This window comes from Gordonia sp. LUNF6 (assembly GCF_047041125.1).
In the GTDB taxonomy this organism is placed as follows: Bacteria; Actinomycetota; Actinomycetes; order Mycobacteriales; family Mycobacteriaceae; genus Gordonia; species Gordonia sihwensis.
In genome coordinates this window covers 860,652-881,448 of the sequence record NZ_CP178181.1, presented here as the reverse complement: position 1 = coordinate 881,448, position 20,797 = coordinate 860,652, and the positions used below count along the sequence as shown (strand labels likewise).

The following is a 20,797-nucleotide window of genomic DNA, read 5'->3' as shown; positions in this document are numbered from 1 at the left end:
CTGCCCAAGCCTAGACAAGAATCGCCCGGCTCACCGGCGACGCACATCGCGTACCCCGGCCGCGTCCGCCGCCCGCCGGTACGCAGCCGCCAGGGTCTCGACGGTCTCGTGCGCATTCAACCCGCTCGGGTTCGGCAGTACCCAGAGCTCGGCGCCGCCGATCGACTCCGGCTGCCGGCCCACCACGGCCGTGCGGCGCCCGAACGCCGCGCGATAGGCGGTGACCCCCAGGATCGCGAGGACGCGCGGCCGCACCCGGAGCACCGTCGCCTCCAGTTCCCGACCGCCGCGCAGCAGCTCGTCCCGAGCCAGGTCGGAGGCTTTCGCGGTGGCCCGCGCGACGACATTGGTGATGCCGATCCCGGCATCGGTGAGCGCCGCGGCGTCGTCGTCGGACATCCCCGCCGACGCGTCGATCACGTGATCGGTGATGCCCGCGGCGTGCAGTGCCGGATAGAAGCGATTGCCGGGCCGGGCGAAGTGGGCCCCGGTCGCCGCGGTCCACAGCCCGGGATTGATGCCCGCGATCAGCAGCCGGCAGTCGGGGCCGATCAGATCCGGAACGGTCGCACCGATCCGGTCGAGCAGTTCCTCTCGGGTGAACCCCACCGCCGGCTACCGGGCCCGTCGCGACCGGAGGTAATCCCCGACCACGGCCGCACCGAGACCGTCGAGGTCCGGCGCCACGACGCGGCCGCCGATCCGGCGCGCGATGCGGTCGATGAACCGCGCCAGGCCGGGATCCTCGCCCAGCCGGAAGAACGTGATCTGGGTGCCCATGCGCGAGAGATGATCCAGCTCCGACACCGTGAGCCCGATAGTGCGCGGATGCGGCGGGTAGAAGAAGAAGTCCTCTCCGTCCGGCTCCAGATGCGCGGTCGGCTCACCGTCGGTGACGATCAGCACCACCGGCTGGGCATTCGGGAACCGCCGGAGGTGCCGCTGCGCCAGCAACAGCGCGTGGTGCAGGTTGGTGCCCTGCTCCATCCGCGGCTCGAGCGCGGTCAATACGTCGACGGTGGTGTCGCGGGCCACGCGGCCGAACTCGATCAAGTGCAGTTCGTCGGTGCGGAACCGGGTGCTGATGAGCTGATTGAGGGCCAATGCCGTCCGCTTCATCGGAGTCCAACGGCCCTCCATCACCATGGAGAACGAGGTGTCGACGAGGAGGACGACGGCGGCCTGGGTCCGCGCCTCGGTCTCGATCACTTCGATGTCACCGACGTCGAGGCGCACGCCGTCGCCCGATGCGAGACGAGCGGCCGCGGACGGGTCCTCGGCGACGGTGCGCAACACCGCGTTGGTGACGGTGCGGGTGACGTTCCACGGCTGGGTGTCGCCGAACTGCCACTCACGGCTGCTTCCGGTGGGCTCCCCGAGCCGGCCGGCGAGGTCGGACTGCCGGTCGCCGCCGCGTGCGGACAACTGCTGGGCGATGTCACGCAGGATCGCCTGCCCGAGTCGGCGCATCGCCTTCGGACTCAACCTCGTCTGACCGTCCGGGGCGCGGTCGAAGAAGCCCTCCTCGCGCATCGCCCGGTCGAGTTCGGCGAGCGTCCGCGCATCGGCCGCGGCTTCGTCACCGAGTTGCCGCGCGAGGGCGTCGAGGTCCACGTCCTCGAGCTGCGCCCCCGCGTATCCCTGCGACAGCTGCTCTGCCAGGTTCTCGAGCTCGGCGATATCGCGCAGCGCCGCCGCGCCCTCGCCGAGTCCCATCGGCTGATCGCCGGAGAACTCCTGGCCGCCGTTCCAGTCGAGGTCGGGCCGCGCCTGACGCAGCGCGTCGTCCATCTGCGCGAGCTGCGACATCAGCGCAGGCGAACCGAAGGCCTGCTGCGACAGTTCGGCGAGCTCCGCCTGCTGTTCGGGGGTCAGCGAGTTGAAGAACTGCTGCGCTGCGGCGGACCGGCGCGCCAGGGAGTCGATCAGCTCCTCGGTGCTGCGCGGATCCTCCGGGAAGAACTCGCCGTGCTTGTCCATGAACTCGGCGAACTGCTCGCTCGTGTCCTCGCCGCGATTGTGCGCGGCGAGCAGGTCGTTGAGATCGTCGAGCATCTCCGAGATGCGCCGACGATCGTCGTCGGTGGCGCCCTCCAGAGCCTGCTTCATTCCGGCGAACCGCTGGTCGAGCACTTCGCGCCCGAGCAGGTCGGAGATCTTCTCGTAGTCGGCGCGCGCCTGCGGACTGCGCCAGTCGTAGTCGGCGAGTTCGCGGACCGCCTGCGCCGTCGACGCCGGAAGGCTCTCGATCTGCATCTCGGCGAGCCGGGCGTCGTCGTCGAGGTCGCGCGCGAGTTGCTTGCGTTCGCTGAGCACCGCCGAATCGAGCAGTTCGCGGATCTCGTCGAACGTCCCGTCGAGGTTCCGGTTCCGTAGCAGTTCGCGCCGTCTGCGGTTCGCCATCTCCGCCAGCCGGTCCAGCCCGCGCATGTTCTCGCTCCCGCGACGGAGGAACTCGCGAAGCGCACGGTCGGGCGAGGATCCCGCCATCACGTCGTCACCGATCGCCTCCAGGGCCTCGCGGAGGTCGACGGGCGGCGCCAGCGGGTCGGGCCCGCCGGTGTAGCGCCGGTAGGACGAGCGGTGGAAGCGCCTTCTGCTCATGAGCTAGGCCGTGTCGTCCTCGTCGACCTGTTCCACCAGGTAGGCGGTGCGGCCGTACTCGTCGGTGTCCTTGCCGATCCGGCGCGCGAGATACAACCCCTCCAGGGCCAGTTCGGCGGCGCTGGCGCGCTCGGCGGCGTCGGTGGAATCCAGGCGCCGGGTGATCTCGTCGATCACTTCGGCCACCGCGCCGGTGTCGCCGAGCGCTGTCAGCACGTCGCCCGCGGGAACGCGGTCGCCGGTGAGCACCTCCTCGCCCGCCTCCAACGCCGCGACGAGCGGCGCCATGTCGACGCCGCCGAGGTGGGCCCGGACGGTGTCGGCGACGGATTTGCGGAGCAGGTAGTCGAGGATCTCGAGCTCACGCCCCTCCTCGCCGGACTCGAATTCCACTTTGCCGCGCAGCACCTCGATCACCGCGTGCAGGTCGACCGGTCGCGCGACCGGGAACTCCTCGCCGGCCACCACGGAACGATGCAGCGCGGCCGCGGCCACCGTCTCCGCAGCGGCGATCGAGAACCGCGCGGACACACCCGAGCGCTGGTCGATCGACGGATGCTCGCGGGCGTAGCGGGTGAATCGCGCCAGCACCTCGATCAGATAGGACGGCACCGAGGCGACGAGGTCGGCCTCCTGCTCGATGACGTCCACCTCGTCCTGCAGGTCGAGCGGGTAGTGCGTGCGGATCTCGGCACCGAACCGGTCTTTGAGCGGAGTGATGATCCGCCCTCGATTGGTGTAGTCCTCGGGATTCGCGCTGGCCGTCACGAGGACGTCGAGGGGCAGTCGCAGGCTGTAGCCGCGGACCTGGATGTCTCGCTCCTCCATCACATTGAGCATCGACACCTGGATCCGTTCGGCGAGGTCGGGCAGCTCGTTGATCGCGATGATGCCGCGATGAGCCCGCGGGATGAGACCGAATGCGATGGTCTCCGGATCGCCAAGACTCCGCCCCTGGGCCACCTTCATCGGGTCGATGTCGCCGACCAGGTCGGCCACCGAGGTGTCCGGGGTCGCGAGCTTCTCGCTGTACCGTTCGCTCCGATGCCGCCATGCCACCGGCAGCGCGTCACCGAGCTCCGCGGCCCGCCGGATCGAGGCGGGCAGGATGGGGTTGTACGGATGCTCGTCGAGTTCGGAGCCGTCGATGACCGGCGTCCATTCGTCGAGCAGCCCGGCCAGCGTGCGCAGCAGCCTGGTCTTGCCCTGTCCGCGCTCACCGAGCATCACCACATCGTGCCCCGCGATCAACGCGCGTTCGAGCTGCGGGATCACGGTGTCGTCGAATCCGACGATGCCGTTCCACGGGTCGTCGCCTGCGCGCAGCGCCGTCAGCAGATTGTTGCGGATCTCGTCCCGGACGTCACGTTCCACGTGCCCGGAGGCACGCAGTTCGCCGACGGTGGTGAGAGCCGGTGCAGGAGTGTCGATATCGGTGACAGCCACGTCATCCACGCTACCTCCCGATCCGGCCCGCCCGCTGAAGGCGGCGAATTCGTCCGTGGTCTGTCAGTGCTCGTCGATACGCTCTACTCACCTCTTCGGAAGGATTCGCATCATGTCCTCGAACACCGCTCCCTGGGATTCCCTCGACACCTACGACAACGGGCTGACCTTCTTCACCGGCGTGGTGGAGACCGTGCCCGCCGACCGCTGGACCGCTCCGTCTCCCTGCGACGGATGGACGGCACTGGACGTCCTCGGGCACGTGGGCGAGGCGGCACTGGTCGGCGCGCGCATACTCCGCGGAGGCGAGCGCGAGTTCAACAGACACGATCCGCCCTCGTCGGCGGTCGAGGGCGACCCGGCGGTGTGGTGGGCGGCCGCAGCGGCACAGGCCCGTCAGGCCCTGGCCGAGGTGACCGATCTGGACCGCGAGGTCGACAGCCCCGTCGGACGCCGGACGGTGAGGGAGGGTCTGTCCTTCCCCGCGGTGGACTTGTACCTGCACGGTTGGGACCTCGCCGCGGCCACCGGCTCGCGCGTGCGGTTCCCGGCCGCAGCCGTCCAGTTCATCCGCGACGTCTTCGCCCACGTCCCCGACGAGGTGACCCGCAGGCCCGGCGTTTTCGGCGCCCCCGTCGAGGTCGGCGCGGATCGCGACGAGACGGACCACATCCTCGGATTCGCCGGCCGGGACCCGGACTGGTCCGCCTGAGGGCCCTGCTCCGGACGGCTATCGGGCGTCGGCGAAGTGCGGGTCGCGGCCGATGAACGCCGCCAGGCGCATCACTGGGTCGGCGCCGGCCGGTGCGGTCTTCGCGGGACCGTACTGACCGGACGAGCGCAGCACCTCTTCCATCCCCCGCAGTCCGTCCAGCAACTGCGCCGCGAACTCCGCGTTCAGGTCCGGGCGACGGCCGCTCGCCTGCGCGAGATCCCAGGTGTGCATGAACACGTCGGCTGTGTAGAAGCGGTCGACGGCATCAGCCAGCGGCATCGTGCCCACCCTCGGGTGCGAGAACTCGACGTCGTCGCGCATGAACAGCTCCTGGACACGCGCCGAGTGCGCCGACCAGACGGCGGCCGGATCGTCGGCCGACGGCGCCGCGTCGAACCGAACGCCGCCGTCGGCGAGAAACGCCGGAAACCACCCGGTGAGGTGGGCGACGACGTCCCGTGCCCGCCAGCCGTCGACGGGCGACGGCGCGTCCCAGTCGGCCGTGGCGGCCGCCTGCGAACCGAAGTCGGAGGCGACCACGCGGTGACGATCGGACGCCGTGAGACCGCTCAGTCGGCTCACGCCCGGACCTCGCCGTCGGCGAGCAATCGGTCGAGCTTCGCATAGCCCTCCCGCACGCCGACCTCCATACCCGACCGCAGCCAGGCGTCACGGACCTCGATGGAGTCGCAGAGCGACTGCGCCTCCAATCGGGTGCGCCCGTCGCCCAGATCGATGAAGCGGAGGGGCTCCAACGACACCTCGTCGGGCATGCCCTCGAAGGTGAAAGTCTGAACGATGCGATCGTCGCCGACGGTGTGGAAGCAGCCCCGGAACCCGAACTCCTGCCCCTCGTGTTCGGAGACGTACCGCCATTCGCCGCCGCTGCGGGCATCCCAGATCACGACGCGCGAGGTGATGGCGTCGGGTCCCACCCACCGCATGAAAAGTTCCGGGTCGAGGTGCGCTTTGGCGAGTTGGGCCGGTGTGGCCCGGAAGTCGCGGGTGATCCGGATGATCGGCAGCGCCGGGTCGGCGTCGATCGCGGCTTCGGGATAGGTCTCGGTGTTCATGATGCGGCCCCTTCGGTGTCGGTGGAGTGCGCGGCATCGGCGCCCGTCATCTCTGCGAGGACTGCGTCGAGCCGCTGGTACCGCGCTTCCGCTCGGCGGCGATACCGTTCGATCCATTTGGCCATCAGGTCGAAGACCTCGGTCTCCAGGTGCACCGGACGTCGTTGCCCGTCCCGTGAGCGCGTCACCAGGCCGGCCTCTTCGAGCACCTTCAGATGCTTGGAGATCGCCTGCACGCTGACGTCGTAGGGTTCGGCGAGCTGCCCCACGGTCGCGTCCGCGGCCGTGAGACGCGCGACCATGTCTCGACGCGTCGGATCCGCCAGTGCCGCGAATATGAGAGACAACTCGTCGGCCATCGCCGTCGACCTCCTTATTCAACCAAATGGTTGTCTACGAGTAGACGCCGCGTGAGGTGCGTTGTCAACCCCTTGGTTGAGTATCGACGACTGCCGCCTGTCGCAGGAGAACGCCGCGGCAGCCCGTTCACAGCGCGTGGCGGCCGCTTCACACCGCGTGCACGCCGTCCACGTAGAGCCAGACACGGCCGACTCGGACGAATCTACTGCGCTCGTGCAGTTCACCGCGGCCTCCGGAGTCGCGGAAGACGGCAGTGAAGGCGACGACGCCCGTCTGATGAAAGGGCGACCCGTCCACGACCTCGTCGATATGGAGATGCAGCCAGCGCGTGCCGGATTCGGGCGCACACTCGTCCGGCCTGGTGTCCGGATGCCAGGTCGCGAGCAGGTGCTCCTCGTCACCGAGTGCGAACGCCGTGAACCTGCTGCGCATCAACGCTTCGGCCGTCGGCGCCGGCCTCCCCACACCGAGGCCCGTGAGGTAGCGCCCGCAACACGCCGTCAGCACCTCTCCCGAACCGCACGGGCATCGCCGATCGCTCATTCGGCCAACCTATCGCACCGCACCCCTTGACAACCTCCGACGACTGGTTGCATGGTTAGTTAGTCAAGTAATTAACCAAGAAACCGAGGCGGTCCAATGATTGACGACGGGAGGGCCATCTTCCAGCAGGTCGCCGACCACGTTGCCGATTCGATCATCGACGGCACCCTGCCCGAGGAGACTCGCGCGCCCTCCACCAACGAACTCGCCGCCTTTTACCGCATCAATCCCGCGACCGCAGCGAAGGGCATCAACCTGCTCGTCGACCAAGGCGTCCTCTACAAGAAGCGCGGCGTGGGAATGTTCGTCGCCGCCGGGGCCCGCGCCGCGTTGAGCGTGCGTCGCCGGGAGGCCTTCGCCGACCGGTTCGTGACTCCACTGCTGGTGGAGTCACGCCGGCTGAACCTGACCGCCGACGACGTCGTCGCCCTCATTCACGAACGTTCCACCACCATCGATCAGCCGTCGGAAGGAGTCCGGCCATGACCAGCCAGACCAGCGCACCCGCCATCAGCGCGCGAGGCCTCACCAAGCGATACGGATCGACGAACGCCCTCGACGACGTGAGCTTCGACCTTCCGGCGAACACCGTCTGCGGGCTGTTCGGCCGCAACGGCGCGGGCAAGACCACGCTGATGTCGATCCTCACCGCTCAGAACTTCGCGACGTCCGGTGAGCCCCGGATCTTCGGCGAAGACCCGTACGAGAACACGCACGTCCTGCCGCGCATCTGCTTCGTACGCGAGAGCCAGCGCTACCCCGAGGACTCCACTCCGGCCCAGGCTTTCCAGATGGCACGGTTGTTCTTCCCGAACTGGGACCAAGAACTCGCCGACCGCCTCGTGGAGGAGTTCCGGCTTCCCGACTGCCGGCGCATCAAGAAGCTCTCCCGGGGTCAGCTGTCCGCGGTCGGAGTCATCATCGGCCTCGCCTCCCGCGCCGACGTGACCTTCTTCGACGAGCCCTACCTCGGTCTCGACGCCGTCGCCCGACAACTGTTCTACGACCGTCTCCTCGAGGACTACAGCGACTTCCCCCGCACCATTCTGCTGTCGAGCCATCTCATCGACGAGGTCTCGAACCTCGTCGAGCAGGTGCTCGTGGTCGACGAGGGCAGGCTCGTCCTGAACGAGTCGGCCGACGACCTCCGCGGCATGGCGTTCACCGTGGTCGGCGCCGAATCCGCCGTCGACGCCTTCATCGGCGACCGCGAAGAACTGCACCGCGACCGACTCGGCTCCGTCGCCTCGGTGACCGTCCTGGGACGACTCGAGGACACCGACCTGGCCGAACTGTCCGCCCGCGGCATCGCCACCGCTCCGGTCTCGATGCAGGAACTGATCGTCCGTCTCACCACTCGCGCCGACCGGCGTGAGCCAACCTCTCGTCCGATGGGAGCCTCGCGATGAACCGCACAGCGAACGTCGTCCGCATGCAACTGATCAACAAGAAGATCTTCGTCTGGCTGCCGCTGACGATCTTCGGCGCCGCGTTCGCGATCTCGCTGATCATCTACGGGGCGATCTACGCCTCGGTCAGCGACCTCACCGACCCGATCTACGGCGGCGCATCACAGGCACCCCTCTGGTACTTCGCCGTGATCGGCATCCAGGCGATGTCGCTGACCTTCCCGTTCTCCCAGGCCATGAGCGTCACTCGTCGCGAGTTCTATCTCGGGACCACCCTCACCGCCCTCCTCGCGTCCATCGGCCTCGCCGTGCTGTACGTGATCGGCGGCCTGATCGAGAAGGCCACCGACGGTTGGGGGATCGACGGCTACTTCTTCGCGGTGCCGTGGATCTGGAACCAGGGACCCGCGGCCGCCGGCCTGCTGTACTTCATGGCGCCGATGCTCACGTTCACCATCGGCTTCTTCGCCGCCACCGTGTACAAGCGGTTCGGCATGCTGACACTGGTCCTCATCGGCATCGGTCTGGCCGCGGCGATCGCCCTCGCGATCTTGGGCATCAGTCTCGGCGGCGGCTGGCCGGCCGTCGGACGCTGGTTCACCGGTCTCACGCCGGTCGCGGTAGGCGGTTACGGGCTCGTCCTGGTGGCGGCGCTGTCGGGCGTCTCGTACGCGACTCTGCGGCGAGCGATTCCGTAGGACGCGTACGGCTCAGGTACGCGTACGGCTCAGCCGGCCGGACGGAGGCCGAGCCATACCGCGAGTCCGAGACCGCACAGACCGATCGCGATCCGCAGGGGCCGGGCAGGCAGCCGAGCGACCAGCGACGGCCCCATCCAGCCGCCGAGCAGACAGCCGATGCCCATCGCCACCGCCGCCGGCCAGTGCACCGGACCGAAGACGATGAAGGCGACGGCCGCGACCGCATTGGCGACGCCCAGAAGCGCCGATTTCAGCAGCATGGAGTGCCACAGCGGCAGACTCGTCAGGAGCAGCGCGAGCGCGAGAAAGATCACGCCGGCTCCCGCACCGAAATAGCCGCCGTAGATCGACACCACGAACACCGCGACCGGCCAGGCCACCGGACGGTCGGAGCCGTGCTCGATCCACCGTCGAAGACCGGGCTGCGCCAGCAGCGCGACCGACGCCAGCGCCACCAGGTACGGAACGACGTATCCGAACGCCGCGGCGGGCGCCAGCAGCAGCAACGCCGCACCCACGATTCCGCCGGCCAGCGCCATCAGCGACGAGCGCAGCAGCGACCGGCCGCCGTCGTCGGCAGTGAGCGCCCGGCCCGACTTCGCGAAGCTCCCCACACCGACGGCGACCAGAGCCACCGTGTTGGTGACATTGGCGGACAGGGGCGTCAAGCCCGCCGCGAGCAGCGCCGGATAGCTCACGATAGAAGCCAGCCCGGTCATGTAGCCGACCACGCCCGCACCGAACCCCGCGGCCACGAGTGCGAGGAGCCCGATCACCGTCATGCGGCGAGAGCGCTGTTCATGCGCGCCTCACGTGCCGTACGGCACTCAGTGTGCGAAGTGACGCGCCCCGGTCAGGTACATCGTGACGCCCGCAGCCTTGGCGGCCTCGATCACCTCGTTGTCGCGGACCGAACCGCCCGGCTGGACCACCGCGCGCACGCCGGCGTCGATCAGCACCTGAAGACCGTCGGGGAACGGGAAGAAGGCGTCGGACGCACCGACCGCGCCCGCCGCGCGCTCGCCCGCCCGGTTCACCGCCAGATGCGCGGAGTCGACGCGGTTGACCTGACCCATCCCGACGCCGACCGACGCACCGTCGGAGGCGAGCAGAATGGCGTTCGACTTGACCGCACGGCAGGCACGCCAGGCGAAGACCAGATCGCGCAGCGTCTGCTCGTCGGCCGCGGTACCCGTGGCGAGCGTCCAGTTGGCCGGATCGTCGCCCTCGGCGTCGATCACGTCGCGCTCCTGCAGAAGCAACCCGCCCGAGACCGGACGCATCTCGATACCGCTCCCGGCCGGAGCCTGCGCGACGAGGATGCGGATGTTCTTCTTCCGCGAGAGGACGTCCACCGCGCCGTCGGCGTAGCTCGGCGCGATGATGACCTCGGTGAAGATCTCCGCCACCTGCTCGGCCATCTCGACCGACACCTCGCGGTTGGTGGCGATCACGCCCCCGTACGCGCTGACCGGATCGCAGGCGTGCGCCTTGCGGTGCGCTTCGGCGATGTCGGCCCCCACCGCGATGCCGCAGGGGTTCGCGTGTTTGATGATCGCGACCGCCGGTCCGGCGTGGTCGTAGGCGGCACGCCAGGCGGCGTCGCCGTCGGTGTAGTTGTTGAACGACATCTCCTTGCCGTGCAGCTGCTCGGCCTGAGCCAGCCCCGGTGCTGCGTCGGTGTCGACGTAGAGCGCGGCCGCCTGATGCGGGTTCTCCCCGTAGCGCAGGGTGGCCGACCGCTTCCAGGTGGCGCCGGCCCACACGGGGAACTGCGCGCCGGTGGTCGCACCCGGTTCGCCTGCGGTCTCCTCCGACGGCGCGACCACCGAGGTCATCCACGAGGCGACGGCGACGTCGTAATCGGCTGTATGACGGAAGGCCTTGGCCGCCAGCTGCTTCCGCTGTGCCAGGGTGAACCCGCCACCGGCGACGGCGGCGGCTGCGTCCGGGTAGTCGGCGGGATCCACCACCACGCCCACCGACGGGTGGTTCTTGGCGGCGGCACGGACCATCGAAGGACCGCCGATGTCGATCTGCTCGACGCACTCGTCGGGGGCGGCACCGGAGGCGACGGTCTCGGTGAACGGGTACAGGTTCACGACCACCAACTCGAAGGGCGCCACGCCCAGCTCGTCGAGCTGCGCCAGATGATCGTCCTTGCGAGTGTCGGCCAGGATGCCCGCGTGCACCCGCGGATGCAGGGTCTTGACCCGCCCCTCGAGGCACTCCGGGAAGCCGGTCAGTTCGCTGACCTCGACCACCGGAACGCCCGCACCGGCGATGGTCTTGGCGGTGGAGCCGGTCGAGACGATCTCGACGCCCGCGCCGTGGAGGGCGGTCGCCAGTTCGGTGAGCCCGCTCTTGTCGTAGACGCTGATCAGCGCGCGCTTCACCGCGCGAGCTCCGGAGTCTGCAGGTGCATTCACTTGATGTGTGCCTTTCGTCCATCTGTGACAACGCCACGGGTCACGACCGCATGCACCACTTCCGGCAGCAGCACACGTTCGACTTCTTTGATGCGTTCGTGAAGGGTCTCTTCGGAATCGTCGGGCAGCACCTCCACGATGCGCTGCGCGAGGATCGGTCCGGTGTCGACGCCGTCGTCGACGAGGTGCACCGTGGTGCCGGTGACCTTGACGCCGTACGCGAGGGCGTCGGCGACCCCGTGCGCGCCGGGGAACGCGGGCAGCAGCGCGGGATGCGAGTTGAGGATCCGGCCGCCGAAACGGTCGAGGAATGCGGGGCCGAGGATCTTCATGAAGCCTGCGGTGACCACCCACTCCGGGGCCAACTCCGCGACCGAGGCGGTGAGCGCCGCGTCCCACGCCTCACGGTCGGGGTACTCCCGCAACTCGCAGAGGATCACGGGCAGGTCGGCGTCGACGGCGCGGTCGGCGGCCCCGCAGTCGCGGTCGACCACTACGCCGACGACGCGGAAGGGTGCGTCGTCGGTTGCTGCGAGGTCGAGGACTGCGGCCATCAACGATCCGGTGCCGGATGCCATGACGACCACGGGCACACGGGCGTCCTGGGCTGATGTCACGACCTACAGCTTAGTTGGGCAACTCCCGCACTGAACCGGGAGGTCGGTCCCCCGCCGGGGGTCCGTGGTCTGCGCCACTCGCGACCGCCGGATCGACGTCGTCGAGCGCCTCGGTCCCGTCCTCGTCACCCGAGTCCGGATCTTGGTCCGAATCCGCGTCCGCTCCCGGGTTCGAGTCCGCATCCGCGTCCACCGGTTCCGGCTCGTCGAGCAGTTCGTCAAGATCCAGGTCGGGAGCCCCGGACGCCCGCCGACCGCCGAACCTGCGGTTGAGCCAGAGGATCCCGGCGGTCGCCGTCGCCGTCACCCCGAGCGCGGTCAGCGTGAAGACCCCGGCCAGCGGAACACTGACGCCGGCCTCCCCCATCTCGCCGAGCGTGCCGCCCGAGAACGCCACAGCCACCACCATCAGCAGTGAGGCCACCGCCGCCCCCACGCCGATCGCCCGCAGATGGGCGACGAGGTCGTCGCTGCGGGTGTGCCAGCCGATCAGCACACCGGCCAGTGCGGGCACGGCGTAGAGCAACGCCCCCCAGGCGCCGAGATCGGAGCCGGGGACCACCGCCGCGATCGGCACCGGCGGCAGCGTCCCCGGGTGCGTGCTCAGCGCATCGATCGTCGTGCCGCCCAGCGTCGCGCTCGCGCCCGCGGTGACGGCCGCGGCGTTCACCACGAAGTTCGGCAGGTAGAGGATCGACAACACCGACAGCCCGAGGTAGCCGTCGAAGGTGTTGCCTCGCGAGAGGAGATCGGAGACCGCGCCGAGATGCGCGAGGAAGCCCGCGAACACGGCAACCCCGCCCCCGGCGATCAAGGCGAAGAAGGCGGCGACCCCGGCTTCGGCGCCGATCCGGTCGGACGCAGCGACGGCGAACTCATCGAGGAACGGCCCGATCACGCGAGGGACCACGCCTGCCAGCGCCGCCACACCGTGGACCACGATCGTCATGCCGAACGCGGCGAGCGGACTCGGACTGCCCACCGGACCGGACGAACTGCCGTCGGCGACCACCGCGAGAGCGAGCGCGGTCGCGACCAGTGGCCCGACCACAGCCGTTCCAGCGATGCGCAGGAGCTCGTTGAACGAGGTCGCGTCGACCGTCGCCCGACGGACCACCCGGTACGTTCCGTATCCGATCAGGAGTGTCGGAACCAGCGGAAGCACCCCGATGGTGACGCCGCCGACGGTCAGCGCCGTCTGATTGGCCGCGAGCCATCCGGCCGCGGTCGCGGACCCGAAGCTGGAGAACCCCGCGCCCGCCGCGACCTTGGTGATCAGCACGGTCACCGCCGACACCAGCCAGGCGACGGTCGGAACGGTGAGCCCGACCTTGATCACGTCCCAGGTGGCGGGCAGTTTCGGCTCCTGGTCGGCACGGCGGGCCAGACGGACCTGCCGAAGACGGGCCGCCAGATTCGGAGTTGAAGGCGCGGACATCGCTTACCAGGGTGTCACGGTCCGGCAGTCGAGCCCCGCCGACGCGCCGCACTCCCCTGCCCCGAACGAAAAACTGTCGAGTTCGTACCCCGTACGGGTACGAACTCGACAGTTTCTTGACTGAGCGAGCAGTGCTACTGCTTGTCGGCGTCCTCCGGCTTCACGAAGGCGGTGGTCGCCCCGGCGTCCGAGGCCGGCGGGGTGTCGGCCTGACCGTACGACGGTGTCGCCGACGGCTGGCCGTAACTCGAACCGGGCTGGTAGGAGGCCTGCGCCTGCTGACCGTATCCGGCCGCCGGCTGCTGGGCCGCCTGCTGCTGGGCCTGCTGACCGTAGCCGTGGCCGTACGACGACGCCGCGGGATCCGCCGCCGGCGCCGCGTGGGCGGCGGCGGGAGCCGCGACCGCGGCCGACGCGTCGGCTGCGGCCGTCTTGATCTGACCCGCCTCGATGAGCAGCCACACCACCGCGGCCAGGAAGGCCAGGATGGAGGTGATCAGCAGGATGATCGCGCCGGCTCCCTTGCCCGCGTCAGCGGTCGCGAACTGGAACACCGTGATGAGGGCACCGACGGTCGACAGCGCGAACACCACGCCTGCGACCCACTTCTCAGTACCGAGCAGGAAGGTCACGAGAGCCAGCACACCCGCGACGGCGATCAGACCGTACGGGGTCGCGAACTCGGTCTCGAACAGCTTCGCGCTGTACTGGGCACCGTACGGACCGGTCTCCTTGAAACCCGCCACGAAGCCGCAGAACAGCGTGATGACGCCGAGCGCGCCGATGACGGCGGCGAGGATGGTCGTCGTGTTGGCGGGAAGGCCCTGACTCGCGGGCTGCTGCGGCTGCTGGTAGCCGTAGCCCTGCTGGCCGTACTGCTGCTGCGCCGCGTACTGCTGGCCGTAGCCGGCCTGCTGCCCGTACTGCTGCTGGCCGTACTGCTGCTGACCGTAGCCGGACTGCTGGCCGTACTGCTGACCGTAGGCCGACTGGGATCCGGCGTCGCCCTGGCCATAGCCAGACCCCGACTGCGGGTACGTCATCCGATCACTCCTCGTGAGACTAGGGCCACCGTGGGCGATGGCCGGCGAACTTCTGGTCCACGCTAATACACGTCCCTGTCTGTCCGCTGAACGCCGTCCATCGGTCGAATCACCAGCGATGGGCTCTTCCCTGCTCGGCGTACCACTCGATGAGGCCGTAGTCGTCGACCGACTTCGGATCCACGTTGACCTCGCTCCGGCCGGCGAGAATCGCCGTGACCGGCACTTCCAGCTTCTTCCCCGTCCGGGTGTGCGGGATGCCCGGCGCGAGGATCATCTCGTCGGGAACGTGCCGCGGCGACAACCGAGTCTTCACCTCGGCGGCGACACGCGCGGACAGTTCATCGGTGAGTTCGGCACCGGGGACCAGGGTCACGAACAGCGGCATCCAGTATTTGCCGTCCGGTCCGTCGACGCCGAGCACGAAGGCCTCGGCGATCTCCGGCATACCCTCGACCACCTCGTAGATGTCGGCCGAACCCATGCGGATGCCGTGCCGGTTCAGCGTCGCATCGCTGCGGCCGTGGATCACCAGCGATCCGCGCTCGGTGACGGTGACCCAGTCACCGTGCCGCCACACCGGCTTAGCCGGGCCCTCGCCCTCCCATTCGTGAGCGAAGTACGCCTTCCGGTAGCGCTCCCCGTCGGGGTCGTTCCAGAATCTGACCGGCATGGACGGCATCGGCGTGGTGACGACCATCTCGCCCACTTCGCCGATCAGCGGCCGACCGCTCGGCGACCAGCTCTCGAGTCCGACGCCGAGATAGCGTGCCGACAGTTCCCCGGCGACCACCTCCACTCCCGTGGTACCACCCGCGAATGCGCTCACGACGTCGGTGCCACCGCTGATCGAGGACACCGGCAGACCCGCCTTCACGTTCTCGTCGATCCATCCGAACAGATCCGCCGCGAGCGTCGAACCGGTGCTGCCCAGCAGCCGCAGCGCCGAGAGGTCGTGGTCCGCGCCGGGATGGAGTCCGGCCTTGCGCGAGGCCTGCAGCTGTCCCGGGCTGGTGCCGAAGAAGGTGACCCGTTCGTCGGCCACGATCTGCCAGAGGCGGTCCGCGTCCGGGTAGAGCGGCGAACCGCTGTACGTGATGATCCGGGACCCCACCAGCAGCCCGGCGACCTGGTAGTTCCACATCATCCACGACAGGGCCGTCTGCCAGAAGAAGACCGACTCGGTGTCCAGATCCGACTGGATCGCCGCCGCCTTCAGGTGCTCGAGCACCACGCCGCCGTGCCCGTGGACGATGCCTTTGGGGCGGCCCGTGGTGCCCGAGGAGAACAGCACCCACAGCGGATGATCGAACGCGACCTTCACCGGCTCGGGACGGCGACTCTCGTCCGCGATCACCTCCGACCAGCGCACCACTGCGGCGCCGGGGTCGCCGACGTCACCGGCGCCGGGGTCGCCGACCATGATGTGCGTGACCTCGTCGCCGAGCAGTCCGGCGAGCGTGACCGAGTCGGCGCGCTTGTCGACCTCCTTGCCGTTGTATCGGTAGCTCGCGGCGGAGACGAGCACCGTGGGCTCCAACTGCGCGAGCCGGCCGGCCGCACCCTCCGGCGCATAGTCCTGACCGCAGCCCGACCAGATCGCGCCCAGTGACGCGGTGGCGAGGAACGCGATCACGGCCTCCGGGATGTCGGGCAGGTACGCCGCGACGACGTCGCCGCGGCCGACACCCGCCTCGCGGAGCGCGTGCGCGACGGCGCCGACCCGAACCGGGAGTTCGGCCCACGTGACCGACGTGCGGTTGCCGTCCTCGTCCAATCCGACGATCGCCTCGCCGGGCAGATCCGCATGTCTCAGCACCACGTCGACGTAATTCAGTGCCGTACCGGGGAACCACACGGCACCGGGCATGGTGTCGTCGGCGAGCACCGCGTCGTCCCCGTCGCCCAGCGGCGTCTCGGCGATCTCGTCGAGCGCGAAGAAATCCCACACGCACCGCCAGAAGCCCGGCAGATCGGTCACCGACCGTTGCCAGACGTCGTCGTATGAGGTCAGCGGCGCTCCGGCGCGTTCGGAGAACTTCTCGGCGAAACGATCGAAGACGGTCACGACCCCAGCCCCAGGACCTCGATCGCGCGTTCGCGCATCTCCACTTTGCGCACCTTGCCGGTGACGGTCATCGGGAACTCGTCGACGATCTGCACGTACTTGGGAATCTTGTGACGGGAGATGTGACCGGTGGCGAACTCACGGATCGAGTCCGCGGTCAGTTCGTCCGCGCCTTCGCGAACCCGGATCCAGGCCATCAGTTCCTCGCCGTACTTCTCGTCCGGGACACCGATCACCTGGGCGTCGATGATGTCCGGATGCGTGTAGAGGAACTCCTCGATCTCACGCGGGTAGATGTTCTCTCCGCCGCGGATCACCATGTCCTTGATGCGGCCGGTGATTCTGACGTATCCGTTGTCGGCCATGACCCCGAGGTCGCCGGTGGCCATCCAGCCGTCGGCGTCGAGCACCTCGGTGGTCTTCTCCGGATCGTTCCAGTAGCCCTTCATCACCGAGTACCCGCGGGTGCGGAACTCGCCGGTCTCACCGCGCGGCAGGGTCTCGCCGGTCAGCGGGTCGGCGATCTTGATCTCCAAGTGCGGCCCGACACGGCCGACCGTCCCCACGCGAAGGTCGAGGTCGTCGTCCATGCGCGTCTGCGTCGAGACCGGGCTGGTCTCGGTCATGCCGTAGCAGATCGACACCTGCGACATGTTCATCTCGTCGATCACCCGGCGCATCACCTGCTCCGGGCACGGCGAGCCCGCCATGATGCCGGTACGCAGGGAGGACAGGTCGAAGGCGGTGCCCTCGTCGGCGCTCGAGTCCAGGAGAGCCAACTCGGCGATGAACATCGTCGGCACGCCGTAGAGGCTGGTGCACCGATACTTCTCGACCGCCGCGAGTGTGGCTTTCGGATCGAAGGCCGGGGCGGGGATCACCATGGCGCAGCCGAAGGCGATCGCCGCGAGGTTGCCCATCACCATGCCGAAGCAATGGTAGAAGGGCACCGGCAGGCAGATGCGGTCGTGCTGGGTGTACTCCAGCAGCGATCCGACCAGATAACCGTTGTTGCCGATGTTGAGATGAGTGAGCGTGACGCCCTTCGGCGCTCCGGTGGTACCGGACGTGTACTGGATGTTGATCGGATCGTCCGGGTTCAGTCCGGCCGCGATCTCGGCGATCTCGGCCACCTCCGCCGCCGACGGCGGGGTCAGCATTTCGGCGAAGGCATCCGACTCGAACAGCACCACCTCGCGCAGGTCCGGCGTCTGGTCGCGCACGTCCTCGAGCATGACGGCGTACTCCGAGTCGCGGAAGCTCGTGGCCGCCAGCACCAGCGAGGTGCCCGACTGCTTGAGTGCGTACGCGAGCTCGTGGCGCCGGTACGACGGATTGATCACGACCAGGATCGCGCCGATCTCGGCGGCCGCGAACTGAGTCAGCACCCACTCGAACCGGTTCGGGGCCCAGAGCCCCACGCGATCGCCCGGCGCCACCCCGTGCCGGAGAAGTCCGGCCGCCAACGCCACGACGTCGCGGCGGAACTCGGCGTACGTCCAGGTCCGGTCGACGGCGGCGTCGATCAGGGCGTCGGAGTCCGGATAGCTGCCCGCGGTGGCGGCGAGGGTCGCACCGATCGTCTGGGTGAGAAGTGGGGGCTCGGTCTCCCCGATCGCGTACGAGGGGGCGGCGGCTGTGCCGGTCATGGTGTCCTCCGTGAGGGTTGAGGTGTCTCGTGGGGGTCGGGTGGGTCGGTCGGATGCGGGGGCGAGTGCCGGCTCAGCCGGCGGGAGGCTGCATCACCCGGGCGAGGATCGCTCGGGCTTGGGCGATCACCGGGCCGTCGATCATCTGCCCGTCGACGGCGAACACGCCGCCGTCGTGCGCGAGGGCGCCGTCGCACACCTTGCGGGCCCATTCGACGCGCTCGGCCGACGGTGCGTAGCCGGCGCGGATGTGCTCCACCTGACTCGGATGGATGCAGGCGGTGGCCGTGTAACCCTGGGCGACGGCGTCGCGGACCTCCGCCACGAGTCCGTCCACGTCCGCGATGTCGATGTGGACCGCGTCGATCGCCGCCACACCGAAGGCCGCGGCCGCGAGCCGGACCCGTGCCCGGACGTGCCTGGCGATGTCGCGGTAGCCGCCGGTGCCCGGCTCGTCCGCACCGAACCTGCTCGACGTGCCGCCCATCCCGGCCGCGAGATCCTCGGCACCCCACATCAGGCCGACGCAGTTGGGCGCCGCCGCGATCTCCTCGACACGAACCGCGCCGAGAGGTGTCTCGATGAGCGCGATGGTGGGCAGTCCGTGCGCGGTGATCTGCGCCGCGGATTCGACCTTCGCCTGCATCACGACCCGATACGGCGTGCACTGCACCGCGTCCAGATCCCGCTGATGCTCCACGCTGCCCGCGGGGTTGATCCGCACGATCACCCGGTCGGCCGCGATCGGATCGGCGATCAGCGCCTCCCGGGCGTCGGCCTTGTTGACCTCGGCGACGGCGTCCTCGAGATCGAGGATCACCATGTCGGCGCGGTCGAGCGCCTTGGCGTACCGCTCGGGGCGGTCGGCCGGGCAGAACAGCAGAGCCGGTCCGGCCGGCGTCCAGGATTGCGCTGTGGACCCTGTCATTCCCGACCCTCTCACTCCGGACACTGTCATTCCCCTTCGGGTCGAACGCGCACGAGGGTCGAGCGCGAGGCACGGGCCACGATCACTCCGTCCTGATTGCGGCCGATGTGCGTCAGGTCGACGATCCCCTCGCCCGGACGCGACTTGGACAGCCGCTTGCCGGTGCACTCGGTCTCGCCGTACAGGGTGTCGCCGGCGAACATCGGTGCCGGGAAGGCGATGTCGTGGAAGCCGAGATTCGCGACCAGCGTCCCCTGAGTCAGCTGTGCCACCGACAGCCCGACGATCGTCGACAGCGTGAGCATCGAGTTCACCAGCCGCTGACCGCCGAAGCCCGGCTGCGTGGCCGACCACGCCGCGTCCAAGTGCAGGGCCTGGGTGTTCATCGTCAGCGTGGTGAAGAACGTATTGTCCGCCTCGGTGATGGTGCGCCCGGGACGGTGTTCGTAGACGGTGCCGATCTCGAACTCCTCGAACCAGAGCCCACGCTGCGTGACGTGCTTGGCGCCGCCGTCGGCCGCGGTCATGCCGGCAGTCCCAGCGATCGCGCGATCAGCATGAGCTGCACCTCGGTGGTGCCCTCGCCGATCTCGAGGATCTTGGAGTCGCGGTAGTGCCGGGCCACCGGGTACTCGTTCATGAAGCCGTAGCCGCCGTGGATCTGCGTCGCCGTCCGGGCGTTGTCCATCGCGGCCTCCGAGGAGATCATCTTGGCGATCGCGGCCTCCTTCTTGAAGGGCTTGCCCGCGAGCATCTTGGCGGCGGCGTCGTAGTACGCCATCCGCGCGACGTGCGCCCGGGCCTCCATGCGGGCGATCGCGAACGACACCGACTGGAACTCGGCGATCGCCTTGCCGAACGACTTGCGCTCGCGGGCGTACTTGACCGATTCGTCGACGCACCCCTGGGCGACGCCGGTCGCGAGACCGGCGATGGCGATCCGGCCCTCGTCGAGGATCGACAGGAAGTTCGCGTAGCCGCGGCCTCGTTCGCCGAGCAGGTTCTCCCGTGGCACGCGCGCGTCGTCGAAGCTCAGCGGGTGGGTGTCGGAGGCGTTCCAGCCGACCTTGTTGTACGCGGGTTCAGCGGTGAAACCCGGTGTTCGGGCGGGCACGATGATCGTCGAGATCTCCTTCTTGCCGTTGTCGCGCTGCCCGGTGACCGCCGTGACGGTCACGAGCGAGGTGATGTCGGTGCCGGAGTTGGTGATGAACTGCTTGCCACCGTTGATCACCCACTCGTCGCCGTCCTCGCGTGCCGTGGTCGCGGTGGCGCCGGCGTCCGAACCGGCGCCGGGCTCGGTGAGACCGAAGCCCGCGAGACGGCGGCCCGCGAGCAGATCCGGCAGCCAGGTCTCCTTCTGCTCCTGGGTGCCGAACTTGTAGATCGGCATCGCGCCGAGACCGACCCCGGCCTCGAGCGTGATCGCGACCGATTGGTCGACCTTCCCGAGTTCCTCGAGTGCGAGGGCGAGCGCGAAGTAGTCGCCGCCCATCCCGCCGAACTCCTCGCTGAACGGCAGGCCGAACAGGCCCATCTCGCCCATCTGCCCGACGACCTCGTACGGGAAGGTCTTCTTCTCATCGTGTTCGGCGGAGACGGGCGCCACCACCTGCTGTGCGAAGTCGCGCACCGTGTTCACCAGGTCGGTGTATTCCTGCGTCAGTTCCATGGAGTGAGATTCCTCGTCGTATGTGGGGCCGGGTCCATCGGTCCGGCGCTGTCTGTGGATCGCTGTCTGGGGTTGAAAGTCTCTGGCTGGGGAGCCGTGTGT

The 20,797-nt window shown here is 68.9% G+C and carries 21 protein-coding genes; 4 read left to right on the top strand and 17 right to left on the bottom strand.

All coding sequences use genetic code 11. The annotated features are described in order from the left end of the window. Positions 1-30: 30 nt before the first annotated feature. The 3 genes from mug to ACK8HH_RS04195 are packed head-to-tail and all read right to left on the bottom strand — an operon-like array spanning position 31 to position 4,059. Complete coding sequence (mug, locus tag ACK8HH_RS04205) at positions 31-609, bottom strand: G/U mismatch-specific DNA glycosylase (protein ID WP_062367645.1); 579 nt, start codon at positions 607-609, stop codon at positions 31-33. A 6-nt stretch (positions 610-615) separates the two neighbouring features. Further along, positions 616-2,604 (bottom strand): VWA domain-containing protein, encoded by a 1,989-nt coding sequence (locus ACK8HH_RS04200; RefSeq protein ID WP_045539332.1) that lies wholly within the window; start codon positions 2,602-2,604, stop codon positions 616-618. A 3-nt stretch (positions 2,605-2,607) separates the two neighbouring features. Next, a complete protein-coding gene (locus tag ACK8HH_RS04195; RefSeq protein ID WP_412475568.1) occupies positions 2,608-4,059 on the bottom strand; it encodes a sigma 54-interacting transcriptional regulator in 1,452 nt (483 codons plus the stop codon). Between the two features lie 103 nt (positions 4,060-4,162). Here ACK8HH_RS04195 and ACK8HH_RS04190 point away from each other — a divergent pair, with 103 nt between their 5' ends. Further along, complete coding sequence (locus ACK8HH_RS04190) at positions 4,163-4,762, top strand: TIGR03086 family metal-binding protein (RefSeq protein ID WP_278126330.1); 600 nt, start codon at positions 4,163-4,165, stop codon at positions 4,760-4,762. Positions 4,763-4,780: 18 nt separating this feature from the next. Here ACK8HH_RS04190 and ACK8HH_RS04185 read toward each other — a convergent pair whose 3' ends face one another. The 4 genes from ACK8HH_RS04185 to ACK8HH_RS04170 all read right to left on the bottom strand — a co-directional run bounded on the left by ACK8HH_RS04185 (position 4,781) and on the right by ACK8HH_RS04170 (position 6,741). After that, positions 4,781-5,347, bottom strand: a complete 567-nt coding sequence (locus ACK8HH_RS04185) for a maleylpyruvate isomerase family mycothiol-dependent enzyme (protein ID WP_412475567.1) — start codon at positions 5,345-5,347, stop codon at positions 4,781-4,783. Next, complete coding sequence (locus ACK8HH_RS04180; RefSeq protein WP_412475566.1) at positions 5,344-5,838, bottom strand: SRPBCC domain-containing protein; 495 nt, start codon at positions 5,836-5,838, stop codon at positions 5,344-5,346. Before ACK8HH_RS04180 ends, ACK8HH_RS04185 begins: the two co-directional genes overlap by 4 nt. Further along, a complete protein-coding gene (locus ACK8HH_RS04175) occupies positions 5,835-6,197 on the bottom strand; it encodes an ArsR/SmtB family transcription factor (protein ID WP_045539337.1) in 363 nt (120 codons plus the stop codon). Before ACK8HH_RS04175 ends, ACK8HH_RS04180 begins: the two co-directional genes overlap by 4 nt. A gap of 148 nt (positions 6,198-6,345) precedes the next feature. Further along, complete coding sequence (locus ACK8HH_RS04170; RefSeq protein ID WP_045539339.1) at positions 6,346-6,741, bottom strand: YchJ family protein; 396 nt, start codon at positions 6,739-6,741, stop codon at positions 6,346-6,348. A gap of 96 nt (positions 6,742-6,837) precedes the next feature. Here ACK8HH_RS04170 and ACK8HH_RS04165 point away from each other — a divergent pair, with 96 nt between their 5' ends. The 3 genes from ACK8HH_RS04165 to ACK8HH_RS04155 are packed head-to-tail and all read left to right on the top strand — an operon-like array spanning position 6,838 to position 8,848. Next, positions 6,838-7,227: a GntR family transcriptional regulator gene (locus ACK8HH_RS04165; RefSeq protein WP_045539340.1), complete on the top strand. Its 390-nt coding sequence runs from the start codon at positions 6,838-6,840 to the stop codon at positions 7,225-7,227. Beyond that, positions 7,224-8,150: an ABC transporter ATP-binding protein gene (locus ACK8HH_RS04160; RefSeq protein WP_045539342.1), complete on the top strand. Its 927-nt coding sequence runs from the start codon at positions 7,224-7,226 to the stop codon at positions 8,148-8,150. The genes ACK8HH_RS04165 and ACK8HH_RS04160 overlap by 4 nt, the downstream gene beginning before the upstream one ends. After that, the gene (locus tag ACK8HH_RS04155; RefSeq protein ID WP_006894677.1) at positions 8,147-8,848 is read left to right on the top strand and encodes a hypothetical protein; all 702 of its coding nucleotides are present in this window, start codon (positions 8,147-8,149) and stop codon (positions 8,846-8,848) included. The genes ACK8HH_RS04160 and ACK8HH_RS04155 overlap by 4 nt, the downstream gene beginning before the upstream one ends. Before the next feature lie 29 nt (positions 8,849-8,877). Here ACK8HH_RS04155 and ACK8HH_RS04150 read toward each other — a convergent pair whose 3' ends face one another. From ACK8HH_RS04150 to ACK8HH_RS04105, 10 genes are all read right to left on the bottom strand, one after another. Next, positions 8,878-9,633, bottom strand: a complete 756-nt coding sequence (locus ACK8HH_RS04150; RefSeq protein ID WP_045539344.1) for a sulfite exporter TauE/SafE family protein — start codon at positions 9,631-9,633, stop codon at positions 8,878-8,880. Between the two features lie 45 nt (positions 9,634-9,678). After that, positions 9,679-11,280 (bottom strand): bifunctional phosphoribosylaminoimidazolecarboxamide formyltransferase/IMP cyclohydrolase, encoded by a 1,602-nt coding sequence (purH, locus tag ACK8HH_RS04145; protein ID WP_412475565.1) that lies wholly within the window; start codon positions 11,278-11,280, stop codon positions 9,679-9,681. Further along, complete coding sequence (gene purN, locus ACK8HH_RS04140; protein WP_222111768.1) at positions 11,277-11,858, bottom strand: phosphoribosylglycinamide formyltransferase; 582 nt, start codon at positions 11,856-11,858, stop codon at positions 11,277-11,279. Before purN ends, purH begins: the two co-directional genes overlap by 4 nt. A 49-nt stretch (positions 11,859-11,907) precedes the next feature. Further along, complete coding sequence (locus ACK8HH_RS04135; protein WP_375002599.1) at positions 11,908-13,335, bottom strand: DUF6350 family protein; 1,428 nt, start codon at positions 13,333-13,335, stop codon at positions 11,908-11,910. 134 nt (positions 13,336-13,469) lie between these two features. Continuing rightward, entirely contained in the window at positions 13,470-14,378 is a 909-nt protein-coding gene (locus ACK8HH_RS04130) for a DUF5336 domain-containing protein (protein WP_412475564.1), read from the bottom strand. Between the two features lie 109 nt (positions 14,379-14,487). Next, positions 14,488-16,446 (bottom strand): acetoacetate--CoA ligase, encoded by a 1,959-nt coding sequence (locus ACK8HH_RS04125; RefSeq protein WP_222111754.1) that lies wholly within the window; start codon positions 16,444-16,446, stop codon positions 14,488-14,490. Continuing rightward, entirely contained in the window at positions 16,443-18,095 is a 1,653-nt protein-coding gene (locus ACK8HH_RS04120) for an AMP-binding protein (RefSeq protein WP_278126322.1), read from the bottom strand. Before ACK8HH_RS04120 ends, ACK8HH_RS04125 begins: the two co-directional genes overlap by 4 nt. A gap of 73 nt (positions 18,096-18,168) precedes the next feature. Further along, positions 18,169-19,023: an HpcH/HpaI aldolase/citrate lyase family protein gene (locus ACK8HH_RS04115; protein ID WP_101841611.1), complete on the bottom strand. Its 855-nt coding sequence runs from the start codon at positions 19,021-19,023 to the stop codon at positions 18,169-18,171. A gap of 26 nt (positions 19,024-19,049) precedes the next feature. Then, the gene (locus tag ACK8HH_RS04110; RefSeq protein ID WP_006894664.1) at positions 19,050-19,550 is read right to left on the bottom strand and encodes a MaoC family dehydratase; all 501 of its coding nucleotides are present in this window, start codon (positions 19,548-19,550) and stop codon (positions 19,050-19,052) included. Beyond that, positions 19,547-20,695 (bottom strand): acyl-CoA dehydrogenase family protein, encoded by a 1,149-nt coding sequence (locus ACK8HH_RS04105; protein ID WP_062367651.1) that lies wholly within the window; start codon positions 20,693-20,695, stop codon positions 19,547-19,549. Before ACK8HH_RS04105 ends, ACK8HH_RS04110 begins: the two co-directional genes overlap by 4 nt. Positions 20,696-20,797: the final 102 nt, after the last annotated feature.